Annotated in this window: 18 protein-coding genes; 7 read left to right on the top strand and 11 right to left on the bottom strand. The window is 67.4% G+C overall.

Features of this window, described 5'->3' with window-relative positions:
- Positions 1-425 precede the first annotated feature (425 nt).
- From D9599_RS22345 to D9599_RS22330, 4 genes are all read left to right on the top strand, one after another.
- A complete protein-coding gene (locus tag D9599_RS22345; protein ID WP_198383515.1) occupies positions 426-1247 on the top strand; it encodes a hypothetical protein in 822 nt (273 codons plus the stop codon).
- Entirely contained in the window at positions 1244-1918 is a 675-nt protein-coding gene (locus D9599_RS22340) for a hypothetical protein (protein WP_198383514.1), read from the top strand. The genes D9599_RS22345 and D9599_RS22340 overlap by 4 nt, the downstream gene beginning before the upstream one ends.
- 85 nt (positions 1919-2003) lie before the next feature.
- On the top strand, positions 2004-2840 hold the full coding sequence (locus D9599_RS22335) for a hypothetical protein (protein ID WP_198383513.1): 837 nt from the start codon (positions 2004-2006) through the stop codon (positions 2838-2840).
- Between the two features lie 12 nt (positions 2841-2852).
- Complete coding sequence (locus tag D9599_RS22330) at positions 2853-3272, top strand: hypothetical protein (protein ID WP_198383512.1); 420 nt, start codon at positions 2853-2855, stop codon at positions 3270-3272.
- A 298-nt stretch (positions 3273-3570) separates the two neighbouring features.
- Here D9599_RS22330 and D9599_RS32475 read toward each other — a convergent pair whose 3' ends face one another.
- The 3 genes from D9599_RS32475 to D9599_RS22315 all read right to left on the bottom strand — a co-directional run bounded on the left by D9599_RS32475 (position 3571) and on the right by D9599_RS22315 (position 6091).
- Complete coding sequence (locus D9599_RS32475) at positions 3571-3888, bottom strand: helix-turn-helix domain-containing protein (RefSeq protein WP_375373063.1); 318 nt, start codon at positions 3886-3888, stop codon at positions 3571-3573.
- Between the two features lie 382 nt (positions 3889-4270).
- Positions 4271-5014 carry a hypothetical protein gene (locus D9599_RS22320; protein WP_198383510.1) on the bottom strand — a complete coding sequence of 248 codons (744 nt, stop codon included), beginning with the start codon at positions 5012-5014 and terminating at the stop codon, positions 4271-4273.
- 816 nt (positions 5015-5830) lie between these two features.
- A complete protein-coding gene (locus D9599_RS22315; protein WP_198383509.1) occupies positions 5831-6091 on the bottom strand; it encodes a hypothetical protein in 261 nt (86 codons plus the stop codon).
- A 136-nt stretch (positions 6092-6227) separates the two neighbouring features.
- Here D9599_RS22315 and D9599_RS22310 point away from each other — a divergent pair, with 136 nt between their 5' ends.
- Positions 6228-6788, top strand: a complete 561-nt coding sequence (locus D9599_RS22310; RefSeq protein ID WP_309228684.1) for a hypothetical protein — start codon at positions 6228-6230, stop codon at positions 6786-6788.
- A 40-nt stretch (positions 6789-6828) separates the two neighbouring features.
- On the opposite strand, the gene D9599_RS22305 is transcribed toward D9599_RS22310, so the two are convergent.
- The 7 genes from D9599_RS22305 to D9599_RS22275 form a co-directional block, all read right to left on the bottom strand.
- Positions 6829-7035: a hypothetical protein gene (locus tag D9599_RS22305; protein WP_198383508.1), complete on the bottom strand. Its 207-nt coding sequence runs from the start codon at positions 7033-7035 to the stop codon at positions 6829-6831.
- 156 nt (positions 7036-7191) lie between these two features.
- Positions 7192-7590, bottom strand: a complete 399-nt coding sequence (locus D9599_RS22300; RefSeq protein ID WP_198383507.1) for a hypothetical protein — start codon at positions 7588-7590, stop codon at positions 7192-7194.
- Positions 7590-7868 carry a hypothetical protein gene (locus D9599_RS22295; protein WP_198383506.1) on the bottom strand — a complete coding sequence of 93 codons (279 nt, stop codon included), beginning with the start codon at positions 7866-7868 and terminating at the stop codon, positions 7590-7592. The genes D9599_RS22300 and D9599_RS22295 overlap by 1 nt, the downstream gene beginning before the upstream one ends.
- Positions 7869-7973: 105 nt before the next feature.
- Positions 7974-8507, bottom strand: coding sequence for a single-stranded DNA-binding protein (gene ssb, locus D9599_RS22290; RefSeq protein ID WP_198383505.1), 534 nt, complete (start codon positions 8505-8507; stop codon positions 7974-7976).
- A gap of 401 nt (positions 8508-8908) precedes the next feature.
- Complete coding sequence (locus D9599_RS22285; RefSeq protein ID WP_198383504.1) at positions 8909-9538, bottom strand: hypothetical protein; 630 nt, start codon at positions 9536-9538, stop codon at positions 8909-8911.
- A gap of 396 nt (positions 9539-9934) precedes the next feature.
- Complete coding sequence (locus tag D9599_RS22280; RefSeq protein WP_198383503.1) at positions 9935-10447, bottom strand: hypothetical protein; 513 nt, start codon at positions 10445-10447, stop codon at positions 9935-9937.
- 161 nt (positions 10448-10608) lie between these two features.
- Positions 10609-10770, bottom strand: coding sequence for a hypothetical protein (locus D9599_RS22275; RefSeq protein WP_198383502.1), 162 nt, complete (start codon positions 10768-10770; stop codon positions 10609-10611).
- A gap of 127 nt (positions 10771-10897) precedes the next feature.
- On the opposite strand from D9599_RS22275, the gene D9599_RS22270 reads away from it, so the two are divergent.
- Positions 10898-12040: an IS4 family transposase gene (locus tag D9599_RS22270; RefSeq protein ID WP_198383528.1), complete on the top strand. Its 1143-nt coding sequence runs from the start codon at positions 10898-10900 to the stop codon at positions 12038-12040.
- Here D9599_RS22270 and D9599_RS22265 read toward each other — a convergent pair.
- On the bottom strand, positions 12012-12383 hold the full coding sequence (locus tag D9599_RS22265) for a hypothetical protein (RefSeq protein ID WP_198383501.1): 372 nt from the start codon (positions 12381-12383) through the stop codon (positions 12012-12014). The genes D9599_RS22270 and D9599_RS22265 overlap by 29 nt on opposite strands.
- Before the next feature lie 129 nt (positions 12384-12512).
- Between D9599_RS22265 and D9599_RS22260 the strand changes: the two genes are divergently transcribed.
- Positions 12513-13064, top strand: coding sequence for a hypothetical protein (locus D9599_RS22260; RefSeq protein ID WP_198383500.1), 552 nt, complete (start codon positions 12513-12515; stop codon positions 13062-13064).
- The last annotated feature ends 2 nt before the right edge of the window (positions 13065-13066 follow it).

Below are 13066 nucleotides of genomic sequence, written 5' to 3'. Positions count from 1 at the left end.
TATTTGAAGAAGCACCACGCTAGGCTTCTGCCTCTCGTCGAGAAGCGGCAGTGCTCCTGGACAGAGATCGCTGCCGAGATGGGCGTGGACGGACTACGCGGCGCAACAGGCAATGCTCCGGAGCGCAGTGCGGTCCGCAAAGTCTGGGTCCGAGTGTGCCGCGACCTCAGCGACAGCGGCGGTCACGTACCTCCGACAGCCGTAAGTAAGAAGCCAAACCGATCACCGCGGAGGGGCACGATCGAGGCTATCCGCGCGTCGGCAGGGCCACCGGAAGAAGCTGTCAAAGCGCCCACGCCGTTCGCGCCGCTTCCAGCGACACCTTCGAGCCCAGACCGGCGGCCGATGACCCCTCAAGAGGTGAGGGACACCTTCCGCCGTGGACTGGAGAACCGAAGCAGGCCGGTAGGGCCGAGGAGCACATCTTGAACAAGGCAGCCAATCCGAAGAAGGAAGGCACCGAGCCGCTGGCCACTGCAGTTCCGGCTGCTGTGAGCCCGATACAGTCGCTGGTGGTACGTCAAGGACGGGGTAGGCTCGGAGGGTCCACGCTGCTTGAGTACCTCGTCCTCCGAGCGAGGCGCGAGGGTCGTCCCGTTATCGTGGGAGATGGCGACGTCGATCACGCGTCCCTGTCCCAGGTCTTTCCGCCCGGAACCAGCGAAGGTGCCGTCCCACCTGTCAGCGCCCAGCCTGCGGATCTGAAGCAGTGGGTGACCGACCTGATCGGCCGCGCGGTGGACGAGCACTCCTCGCTGGTACTCGACCTCGGCGGCGGCGAAGCGATCCTTCGAGATTACAACGAGGACACGTCACTGGTGGAGTTCTGCGGCGAAGTTGGGATTGAGTCTGTCGGGCTCTTCATGTGTGGCGCGGACCCGGCCGACTTCGATCATGTCGTCGGCATCTGGGACAGCGCTCACTTCCGGCCCCGTCAGTCCATCCTGGTGTTCAACGAGTTCCTTGCTCCCCCAGGCCGCTCAGCGCTCGGCGCCTTCGACTTTGTCACGAAGAGGCCAGAGTTCGAGCGTCTGACGGATGAGGGGATGAACTGTCTCACCATCCCCCGGCTGGTGCCTATGCCGTCGATGCGGAACGCCGGCCTCTCCTTTCACGAAGCGATTGAGGGGAAGCCCGGGCGGAGTGGCAAGCCGCTAGGGCCGATGGAACGGCATCAAGTCCGAAAGTGGGTGGAGCGGCTGGAGGATGGGCTGAGCACGATACAGGCGGAAAGGTGGCTTCCGTGAATGCGGTAACGCCGATCTCCGCCGAGCCAGCGGAGATCAACATCGCCCTCCGGCAGGCGCTTGACGACATGGAGGCGGCGGCTTGGGATGCTGGAGTAAGCCCGGTGGAGCCGCTGGGCGTCCTTTACCGGGCCCAGCGCGCCGTCCTGACAGCGTTCGCCAAGTTGGCAACAGAACAGCAGCGAGCCGTCGAGACCACGATCCAAGACATGCGGGCCGTCATGGATGCGGAGGTGGAGCGGCTACACCGTGCCAACATGCTGGCCGAAGCCACGATCCAGCAGCTCAAGGCGGCCGGCACCGCAGGCGAAGCGGATGCTGAAAAGGTGTTGGCCAGGGTCGTGGAGTTCATCGCGCCGGAGGTCGCGGTCGCTCTGCGAGATACGGTGGTGGTGCGGGAGCACGTCCACAACAAGCGGGCACTTCGTTGGCACTACCTGAAGGGGGCCGGACTGGTCCTAGCGTTTCTCGTAATGGGCTACTCAGTTCACGCTTGGCAAACCTGGGGCGCGACTACTGCGGTTCAGCGTTGCCTCGAAAACGTGGTCCTGGACGCCTCAGGCAAGGGCTACTGCGCGGTGGATCGCATCTTCGCTGATCGGGCACAGCCGCAGCAGGGCGCGGTGGCATCGCAGAGCCGATCTCCAGCTGCTTCGCAGCCGGTACGCTGAGGCATGGAGCCGGTCCCGACAGGGTCCGGCTCCATTCGCGTCGATCGCTGGGAGAGTGGCGGAAGTCGCGAAGGAGGCGACCACAATGACGAAGAACCGAAACAATAGAGTGCTGCGGGAATTACCGGCGTGGGGCTTGGCTCTATCCCTGGGGGTCTTGCCTGCCCTGGCGCTGGCGCAAGCTGGTCCGATCACGATGAACGGGGTTCCAGAGCAGGTGATCCCGAGGGTGTTCGACGTTGGGCTAGGGTCGTTCACGATCGTGCCCGGCACAGGCGTTCCGAACACGACGGTAGGGGGTGGAACCGGCGGCACCGGCGAGACAGGGGGTGGAGTAGAGGCCGGAGCTAGCGTAGCGCTCGACACCATGACGTCGCGCAGTTGGGGTATTGCGGCGAGCGAGGCGGCCACCTCGGTGGGTGTGAACCCATCAGCTCTGGCGGCGACCTGCATGGTGGAGAGCGGATGCCAGAATGTCGCGGCGCGCTCGGGCAGCCAAATCCGAGGTGCATTCCAGATGCTCGATAGTACCTTCGAGAGCGGCCTGACACAGGCAGTCCGGTACAACCCCAACTTGGCCGGCACAGTTCAGCGAGGGGTTGCTGGGTCGATGGACCCTGGGAATCAGGCCATTTCAGCTGCGGCAACACTCCGGACCGACGCCACGAGGCTTCAGGCTGCCGGGGTGAGCAATCCGACAGTTCTTGATGTCCGAGGCGGCTACAATTTCGGGAGCGCGTATACAGTTTCGCTCGCGAGAGCCGACAACTCCGAGCTCATGAGTGGGGTGCTGAGTGGATATACGGCTCAGCAATTGGCTGGAAATGGCGTCACGGCAACCACCACTGTCGGCCAGTGGCGAGCAGCCGTCGCCGCCAAGATGGGCGAAGCAGCCTATCAACCTGTTTTGACCGGCATTTAGGGAACGGAAGACATGAAAACCGCAATCGGCGCAATGGCCGGCACCTTCCTCGTGACACTCACCATCATGGCGGCCGCACAGCCTTCCCGGCCAACTCCGACAGTGACCGGGCACATTCAGGGTTACACCTGCATGATGCTGAATCTGACCAATGAGCAGATGAGAGATTTCGACAACCTCCCGCCTGTCATGGAGCAGCCGTCGCCGACGGCTCAGCGGATCGGGGTGGCATCGGCTAATATGATCGGTGCTACACCTCGCCGAGAAGCGAACGGCTATCTGCAGGTCCTACATCTCGATGGCCGTCCAGGCTGGGTCGAAGCACGCATGCTGAAGCCCTGGGTGAATGCGAGCCAGCCGACAATGCGGTGCATTCCAGCCATGATGTCCGACAACAAGCCCGGCTTCACGTTCCAGCGTCCAAACGGCTGAAGCTGAAATCTGCGGCATCTACGGCCGAATGACAAATTCAGCGTTGCACGCAGCACCTGGAAAGGTCTTGTTTCCGCTCCCCTGCTAAGGTCTCCTCGTCAGTGCTCTACACCGTTGACGAGGAGGATCCTGGTGCTTGCGAAGCTCGTATCTAAAGCTCCGCCCGGGTCACTGTGGTTCGCGGCCGGGGCTGTGTTTTGTGTCCTCGGCGCTCTGCTCGCGTCCGGTCCACAGGCTCACGAGGTTGCCCAGGTCGGGTGGTGTGCAGCAATTGGCTTCGTGGTGCTGATCCTGGCGTTCAGCGACCGGAAGCATCCCGACCGGGGCTGACGATGCGCGGTCCCGGGTGGGCCGCGACAAAGGCCGCAAGCATGGCGAGCCAAGCGGCCACATCCGGGTCGATCGGGCTGCGACCGTTGATCCAACGGCGGATGGTGGTTTGGTGACGGCCAGTGCGTCGGGCCAGCTCGCGCTCAGTCCATCCGAGGGTGATGAGCCAAGCCAATAGGCGGCTGCCCGAGACGGGCGAGTGAGGAAGCGGGGAAGTGTGTTCGCTTTGAACACACTCGCCGACTTCCGCGACGATGAATCGAGAGTCTGACAGAGCATCGGGCATCTGTGAAGGGTGCTCCGGGTCGGCGCGAACGGGATGCGCTTTGAGGAGGACGGCGCGCCAGTTGTCGCCATGCGCCCTGGCGGGGCCGGGTTGCGCCGGGCGCGGCGTCGCGAAGCGGCGTTGCGACCGGGGCGGCCCGGCCCCGCCTGAGGGGGCATGGCCCGCGCGCGAGTGCAGCCTGTGCATCACCGTGGCCCCGAAGGGGCCGCCGCTAAAAAGCCCCGGCGCGAAGCGCCGTCCGCAGATCCGCGGCTGGGCGCTGTGCTGACCTGGTGGAGGCCGGGTGAAGTGCGGGGGGTCCAGGGGGGCAGAGCCCGGAGGGCGGCGCCCCCCTGGCCGGCGTTGGCAAAAAGGCGGGGACCGAAGCCCCCGCCCGGTGTGCCTACTTGTTGAAGGCGTCCATTTCCTCGACGGCGGAGCGGCGGGAAACGGTGCGGGTGTTGTCCGGGCGGCGGGTGTCGTAGGGCTTCCACGTCTCGCCCGTGAGGTGTTCGTAGGCGTCAAGCGCACCCTCGGCGGCGGCCAGGAGGGTTGCGGCCTGGATGCCCATTTCCCCGGCGAACTGGCGGGCGCGAGTGGCGCGGCTATCGAAGCCGGAAACCCCCTCGCGGTCCTCGTCGCGGTCCTCGTTGGCGATCTTGGCGGTAAGGTCGCGGGCCTGCGTCACCTTGTCGCTGTAGAACTTCCCGGCCCCGTAGGCGGAGCCGACGAAGGCGCCGACGATCCGCTGAAGGTGCATCGCCAGGGCGCGCTCGTTGAGGGTGTCGGTGAGGGCAGCGGCGCCGTCGCGGATGCTCTGGTCCGTGGTGGTGCGGACGTGGAGCATGTCCACGCTCTCAAGGGCGAAGGTGCGGGCGAGGTTGTTGGCAAGGCCCTGGTGGGGGCAGAGGGCCACGGCGTCGGCCATGGTGATGGGGCCGCGCTGCTCGGGAGCCGGACGCCGGGCGGGCTGCTGGGCGGGGGTGGAAGCCGGGGCGGCCGGGGCAGCCTTGGCGTCGGGCTTTGCCTTGCCCTTGGCAGCCTTGCGGGGGGCGGCGGCCTTGATGGCCTGACCCATGGTGGTATCGGTGGCGGCGCCCTTGTCGGAAGCGGCGGCGGTGGCGATGTTCTGGATAGCCTGGGACATGATCGAGGTTCCTGTCTCTGGTGAGGCCGGGGGGTGGGGTAGCAGCCCCGCCTTCCGGCCGTTCCCTCTCTCGGGAACAAGAGAACCTTATAAGTATTCGTGGCCGGTGTCCATAGCAATATCTGCCGCCAAGACTGCCGGCTCCAAGTATTAGGTAAATAATCAGACTTTCCTGAGCGCCCAGAGTGCAGAGGGCGGAGCCCTTTGCCCGCCGGCGGCCCACGCGTCCGACGCCCCCCTTCAGGGGGGTTGAGGTCGCGTGGCTCCCAGTAGTGCAGGCGCGCCACCCGGTTTGTGTGGATCAGCCTTTCCCTCGCGCAGCTCTCAGGTAGTAGGAGCGGGTTCCGTCTTGGTGCGCGGGCGTGGGTGGCTGCCCCGCGACGATGGCGTGGCGGGGGCAAAGCGCTGTTGTTGCTGCAAGTATTCGTGCTTAGGAATACTTTGTCTCCCGCGTTCATGCCCAGCGACTACTCGCCATGCCAGCGGCGCGGGGTCGCCACCCTAAGCCGGCGTGCCTGGGCGGGGCCCGGTCCTACTACCGCCCGGAGAGATGGGCGAGGGAAAGGCTGATCCACACACGGCGCGCCGGAGCGGGCCACCCGCACCCCGCGAGCCATCTCAGCGCCAGTCCGTTGCCATCAGCACGCCGTTTGGACCTTGGGCACGCCGAGTGCCTTCCAGACCGCGCGAGGGATCGTGACCCGCAGGGCCGAGACCCCGCTTGGGGGCTCGGGGAGGCCGCTCTTCGCGGCCGAGTAGAGCCCGGTCCCCGCTCTTGCGGGGACGCGCCCAGACCTCGCGGCAGCCCGAAGGTGTTCAGCCGGCAGAGGTGACGAGCCCGCCCGCAGCCTTCCAGCGCCGTTCGCCCACTCCTCTGTGCTCGTCGCAGTACCAGACGCCCGGGGTGCCCTTGATGAGATCACCACCGAACTTGAAGGCGCCCCATCGGCCACATTCGGGGCAGTAGTGCTTGAAGGGCTGGCCCGGCTTGACGCGCACGACGCCGTGCCGCCGCTCGTCGGGCTGGTCGGCGGGCGTGTCCGTCAGGGGTCGGTAGGGAGGGCGGTTCTCATCCACGACAGGCAGTCCTTCGATCCGCGCGAGATCTCGCGCCCGCGGAGAAATAATCGTTCAGCATCAATGATTTATCTTGGAGGAGCTCTGCGGGGTCAATTAGATTCACACCTGTAAGACAGACGACATGGAGGCTACCGTGGCTGGATTGAACAACGTGGTGCAGTTCCCGCTGCGTCGGGTGCTGCCGGAGCAGGTGGCGAAGGCGTTTGAGGGCGTTCCCGACGTGCGGGAGATCGGCAACATCGCCGAGGCCTTCCAGCTCGAGATGGCCTCTCAGGACCTCCGTGACCGGGTGGAGGCGAGCGTGGCGGAGTTCGTGCTGCACAACGTGCCGCCGGAGAAGGGGGCGCGTCGCGAGGCCGCCCTGCGCGACCTGCTGACGACGTACACCGAGCGGGCGGAGACGGCGACCGAGGTGGCGCGCGACGCCTGGGCGACGGCGGAGGCGGCGCAGGAAGGGGTGGTGCTGCGGCAGCAGGAGCAGGGGACGGACGCGGCGCTGGAGATCCTGTCGCAGCGGGCAAACGACCTGACGGAGCAGGCGGCGCAGCTGACGATCACCGCCTACGGCCTCTCGGTGGAGCGTGCCGCGGCGGCCAGGGTGGTGTCGCTGGCACAGCGCGGCGAGGAGTGGAAGCCGACCAGTCTGCGTGAGGCCGAGATCGCAGTGTTCGGCCTCGCGGTGGTGGAAGGCTGAACAGCCTCGACGGATGGCCCGGATCACGCGATCCGGGCCATCAGTGCTCCTGAATGGCTTCGAGGCGGGCGCTCGCCCGACGATCGGCGGCGTCGGCCTCGCGCAGGAGGCGGGCGCTCTGGGCCGCGTTCAGCGGCTCGGCGCCTGCCCCCTCGCGCAATCGCCCGGCCTCGTGTTGCCAGCGACGTATCTCGGCCAGGCACCCGGTCTCGGCGGTGCGCGGGACCGAGGGAGGATGATGAAACACGTCATGCCCTCCGGTGACCGGACGAGCGGGAAAGGCAGCACGCGCGCAAAAGCGTGCCTGCCCTAGTGGGCGAGCGGACCATGGCGAACCTCGGTGTGGAGGATGGAAGCGGCCGGTCGCGCGCTAACAGCGGAGACTGGCCGGTGTGCGTCGCTGTCAGGCGGCGCGCCGCTGCCCCAACCGCGAGAGGCTGGGCAGGGTCGGATAGTGGTTGTCCGGCAGCCCGAAGCCCTCGTCCTCGTGCAGCTGCAGGAGGCGGATAACGACGTTCAGGCGTCGGGCGTCGCGCAGGGAGCGCAGCACCGCCAGGTCGGTTCGGTTGGCGGCGTATACGCTGAGCCAGCGCCCGGTGGCCGGATCTCGCCGGGCGGCGTGGTACTGGCCGTTGAGGAAGCCCTCCACGATCCAGGGCGTGCGGCAGACGGCGGTGCGACCGAAGCGGGCACGCCAGTAGCCGTCATCCTGCAGGTAGAAGATCGAGCCGAGGGCGACGGTGCCGACGCCGAGCGGGTTGTCGCCGCCCTGGCGGCGCTGGGCGTGATACTGGCGCAGCATCAGAAAGGGATCTCGCTGTCGTCGAACACGGGCCGCGGCGGGGGCACGAAGCCCGGCGTGTCCAGTCGGTAGCCGTCGTAGCCGTAGCGTTCACACATGGCGTTGGCGAAGCGGCTGGCAGCGGCACGCGAGGCAAAGCGGTAGGGATGGCAGGAAGTCTTGATGTAGCAGCGACCGTGGAAGCCCTCGAAGCCCTCCTCGTAGACGTCCTCGAAGACGATGGCGGTCAGTGCCGGCGGGCGCGGCAGGGCTACGGAGGCGAGCAGGCTGGTGGACATCGCTAGAGTCCTCGCGTGCCGGGCAGGCCGTCAGGCCGCCCGGTGAGGTGAAAAGGGCAGAAGCGGGGAGCGACCGGCGCCCAGAAGGGCGCCGGAGCGCGAGCGTCAGAACGGCACGTCGTCGTCCAGATCCGCCTTCGGCGCGTCCCAGCCGGAGTTGCCGCCGGCGCCCGCCGCAGCACCCACCCGGGCGCGCTGGCGACCGCGGCCACGGGTGCCGCCCTGCGCCGACGGCTCGCCGCCCTCGGCCGCAGTACCGGCCTCGCCGCGCGCTTCCCGGCTGCCCGAGCCGGCGGGATCGCCCAGCATCTGCAGGGTGCCGTTGAACGGGCGGAGCGCGATCTCGGTGGTGTAGTGGTCCTGGCCGTCGCGCTCCCACTTGCGCGTCTCCAGCTTGCCCTCGACGTAGATGAGGCTGCCCTTCTTCAGGTAGCGCTCGGCGACGGTGCCCAGGCCATCGGTGTAGATGCAGACCCGGTGCCACTCGGTCCGCTCCTGGCGGTTGCCCTCCCGGTCCTTCCAGCTCTCGCTTGTGGCGAGGGAGAAGCTCACCACCTGCCCGCCGTTCTGGAAGTTGCGCACCTCGGGGTCGTTGCCCAGGCGCCCGATCAGCGAAGCCTTGTTGAGCGAACCAGCCATCGTCTTATCCTCTTCATTCATTCCTCCCAAAGAGGCCTCCGGCCCGTGCCGGTCGCCTCTCCTCGGGTGCGGTCGACCAGAGACGCGGTGGCGGGCGGTCCTACCCCTGAGGCATGTGAGGGAGGGGGTTGGAGTTGCGACGCAGCGGGGCATCGCCCCGCGCACGGCGCGGCCCCGGCCCCTGACCGAGAATGCCGAACCGCAGGCGCTTTCCCCGGCTTCGGGGAAAGCGGGGGTAGGAGCGGCCGACACCGTGGCTCAGACCGCAGCACCACGAGGAGATGCGGCCGGTACGGGCAGGCAACCGACACACCTCTCCCCACTCTCGTCCTTCGGACATCTCCCCCTGTTCCTTTCGTGTTTTCTCCTCTCCCCTCCTTCCCCTCCCCTTCCCCCCTCGATCAAGCGGCTTCGGCCGCCGCCTCCGGATCGGGCAGGTCGTCCATGAAGGCCCAATGGAAGGCGGCCAGCGGACCGAGATCGCCCCACTCGACCTCGCCGTCCTCATGTAGGGCCCGGAGCTCGTCGGCTGCCGCAGCGACCCGCGCCTCGATTGGATCCGCCGGGGACTCTGGCAGGGCGACCGGGAAGAAGGGCGAGCGCGCCCCCTGCCCCGGCTCCGCCAACAGGGCCACCTGACGGCGCTGGAAGGCCACCATGCGCCGGGCCAGGAAGGCGTCGGTCTTGCTCTGCCCGGCGAGGAAGGCGGCCCGGCGTGCGGTCTGGCCGTAGGCCTGGCTGTCCACCGAGGCCACGCGCGGGTGGTCGCGCAGGGCGTGCATGGCCTCGGATTTGACCCCGTAGAGATGCAGCCTCGCCGGGGCATCCCCGAGCGCCTGATCCAGCGTGTCGACCACGCGCAGCACCCCGTCGGCGCCGCCGACTTGGGGCCGGCAGACACTGCCGACGCCCAGCACCGGGGCGCGTTCGACGCCCGGCAGGCGATCGAGGCAGCGCAGGTAGTGGTCGGGGCGCCAGCCCTGCACCACGGGGGGCGAGCCGGTCAGCAATGCCGCGGTCCTCCGCCTCACGGAGGCAGCGCATGTAGAGCCGCACCGTGCCGGCGATGCGGTCCAGAACCTCGGCGTCGTTGCGAGCGATTTCTGGCTCGACGCAGAGATCCATGGCGGAGAACCAACGCCAGGGCGCGGCGGCCGCCAGCTCGATGTAGGCAGCCACGGACCAGGGATAGAAGCCGTAGCGGGCCATCGCCACGAAGCCGGCAGAGTCCAGGGCGGCGTCGTGCCCGGCGAGACGCCGCAGCGACCGATGGTCGAAGCCCACCCAGTCGCGGACGCCGATACGATCCGGGCGCCAGATCGAGAAGGCGTTGGCGCTGAGCAGCACCGGCGTCCGCAGGCGCCGGGCAGCAGCGAGGAGAGGCCCGTCCGCGAGGTGCGGCAGGCCGAGCAGGAACTCCGGCACCGTCAAAACAGCGACGGCTGGTCGGAGGCCCAATCCGCGGCACGCGGGCGGGACAGCTCGGCGACCGGCGCCTTCTCGGGCTGGTGGCGGGCCTGTAGGCGGTTCAGCAGGGCCCGCTCACCGGCCTCGGTCTCGCGCGCGAGGGTGGAGCGGAGGCGGGCGACCAGCCCGGCCGAGCGGAGCCGCGCGATCACCGCGCGCTCCAGGTCGGAGAAGGTGAAGGCCGGGCTGCCCCAGCACGGGCGGGCGGTCAGCTCCTCGAGGAAGCGCAGCTTGTTGGCGGTGGGGGTGAAATACTCCGCCCAGAACCCGTGGACGTCGTAGTGCGCGATCATGCCGAAGTGCTGGCACAGCACGCGGTAGAACTTCAGCGTGAAGCGCTTGCGCGGGAAGTCCTCAGCGATGAAGGCAAGCAGCTGATTGCCGAAAGCGGCCTTGGCCGCGCCGTCATCGAACTTGGTGACGGTGAAGTCTTCCGCGCGCAGCGGCGGGTTCTGAAAGCTGGCGACGGCCATGGCGTTCGGGCCTCCGTGAGGGTTTCTTTGAACCCCTCACGGCGGGCGCGGCGTCGGTGGCCGGGGCAAGGGCGCGCGGCTTCGCGCGGGTGGCATCAGCCGCCTTCCCTTGCGGCGGCCGACGAGGCGCGGCAGATTTCCCCTACCCTCTTCTTTCCGGTTCAGGCTGCCTCATCACGGTAGACTGCGATGGCCTGCTCTTCCGGCATGGTGTTGAGCCACGCCTTCACCTTCCACTTCGTCTTCACATCCTCCGATTCTAGAACCTGCTTCAGCTGCTCGGCCGTCAGTACCTTGCTCTGGAAGATCCCGGGCTTCTCCATGTGGGTGTAGAGCTCATGAATCCCCTCATTTTCATTGGCTCAGTTCTGGCCGTGGTTCGCCTGCGTTTCGTAGAACGTCGGTGTTACGGACGGATGGGTGTGGACTGTGGTCGAGGCGACGCGTGCGATCGAGCGTTTGGGCGAGGTTCGTGGTTTTATCAGCGGGCTGTATGGGCCTGACCTGCATGCCAAGCGGGTCGACGCGCTGGCGTGCGCCACGCTCGGGGTGATGACGGGTGCATCGTTGGCGGTGGCGATGATCGGCCAGGCGCTGGCGCAGGCGCGCGGGTTGGTGACCAAGCACGCGGTCAAGCAGGTCGATCGGCTGATGAGCAACGCAGGCATCGACGTGTGGGACAGCTTCGCCCGTTGGGTGCCCCAGCAAATCGGTGCCCGTCCGGATATCCTGGTGGCGATGGATTGGACCGACTTCGACCGTGACGGTCAGTCGACGCTCGTGCTGAGCCGGGTGACGAGCCACGGCCGGGCGGCGCCGCTGATCTGGCTGAGCGTCTGGAAGGAGGAAATCGCGACCCGGCGCAACGATTACGAGGATGCCTGCCTCCGCCGCTTGGCCGAAACCCTGCCCCTGGATTGCCGCGTCACCATCCTGGCTGACCGAGGTTTCGGCGATCAGAAGCTGTTCGCGTTCCTGGGTGAGTTGGGTTTCGGCTACGTCATCCGCTTCCGCGGCAACATCCGCGTGGCCAGCGCTGATGGAGAGACACGTGCTGCGGCCGACTGGGTCGGCAAGAGCGGCCGCGCCCGCACGCTGCGGAACGCCCGGGTGACGGCACAGGGGCAGCAGGTGGGTGTGGTGGTCTGCGTCCATGCCAAGGGCATGAAGGAGCCCTGGTGCCTGGCCGCCAGCGAGCCGGACGCCAAGGCTGCCGTGCTGGTCAACCACTATGCCAAGCGCTGGACGATCGAGCCCAGCTTCCGAGATACCAAGGACCTGCGCTTTGGCATGGGGTTGTCTGCCACCCGCATCAGCGAGCCAACCCGGCGCGACCGGCTGCTGCTGGTCAGCGCATTCGCTATGGCGCTGCTGAGCATGCTGGGTGCCATCGGCGAGAACCTCGGCATGGATCGCCTGCTCAAATCCAACACAAGCAAGACACGCAGCCATTCGTTGTTCCGCCAAGGCTGTATGCTCTACGAACTCATCCCCAACATGCCCGAGCATAGGCTTGTCCCGCTCATGGCAGCCTTCGCCAAAGCCCTCGCGCAGCCCAGCAGCTTCAGTGGCCTACTTGCTCATCCGCAATGAGGGGATGAGTGAGGGTGTAGAGAGCACGGTTCTTGAGCGAACGCTTCAGGTCGCGCCGCACGATCCAGTTGGTCAAGAGGTTGTCCACGATCCACTCGGCATCCTGGACAATCATGCGCGGTGGCCCGCCCGTGGGCGTGCCAATGTCTACCTCCGGCAGAGTCTTTCCGTAGGTATCCAGGCGTGCGCGCAAGGTATTGGGCTGCACGTTCGTCGCACCGCCGGTTCCGTGATTTCGGGCATATCCTTCCTTCTTGCCGTCGATCCAGACGTCAGCGTGGAAGTTACTCGTCTCCTCGCTCAGGGCGGGGCTGTAGGAGACCTTGCGAAGCTCGATCTTCATTGTGGCTTCTCTGCCCCAGAGGCCGCGAGGCGCCGGCCCGGCCGATGGCCGGGGTGGGATCACCCGGCGCCGCGCATCTCCGCCCGTGCGTGACCCGTTGAGGGGACTACACGGATGGGAGAAGTGCGGATGGCCGAGGCGAAGGACGGGAAGGCGATCAAGGTGAACCGGGCGCCGGTGCTGACGCTGTGGGCCGCTGTGGTGGCGGAGCGGCTCGGGCACGACCGGGAGGCGGCGATCACGCTGGGCCGGGCCGTGGCCGGCTCCAGTGCGCGCGTGAAGGCGAAGGCCATCGGCATCGCCGCGGACGCGCACGAGGCCGGTGATCTCCGCGACGAGGCGCGCAAGCAGGGTGAGAGCAAGCAGCGGCCCAAGGCCGTGCATCTGCTTGGCCGCGACGTGCCGGTGGTCGAGGAGAAGGGCGCGCTACGCGCGCTGGACCACGACAAGGCGGCGTCGCCGAAGGCGGCAGCTGGCTACGTCGAGCGGGCTCTCGGCGAGGACCTCGGCGCTGTCAGGCAGGCGATGGAGGATCTGGCGGGCTCGATGGAGCCTGACGAACTGAACCGGCTCGGATTCCGGCTGTACGAGCACTTCCGACCGGAAGTGCCGGCGGGTGCCAAAGGCTGGGGCGCCAAGGGCGTGCTCGACCTCGGCAAGATCCGCTCGGCCGGTAGCTAGTC

Source organism: Roseomonas sp. KE2513 (genome assembly GCF_016107305.1).
In the GTDB taxonomy this organism is placed as follows: domain Bacteria; phylum Pseudomonadota; class Alphaproteobacteria; order Acetobacterales; family Acetobacteraceae; genus Roseomonas.
This window is presented reverse-complemented; position numbering and strand designations above follow the sequence as displayed.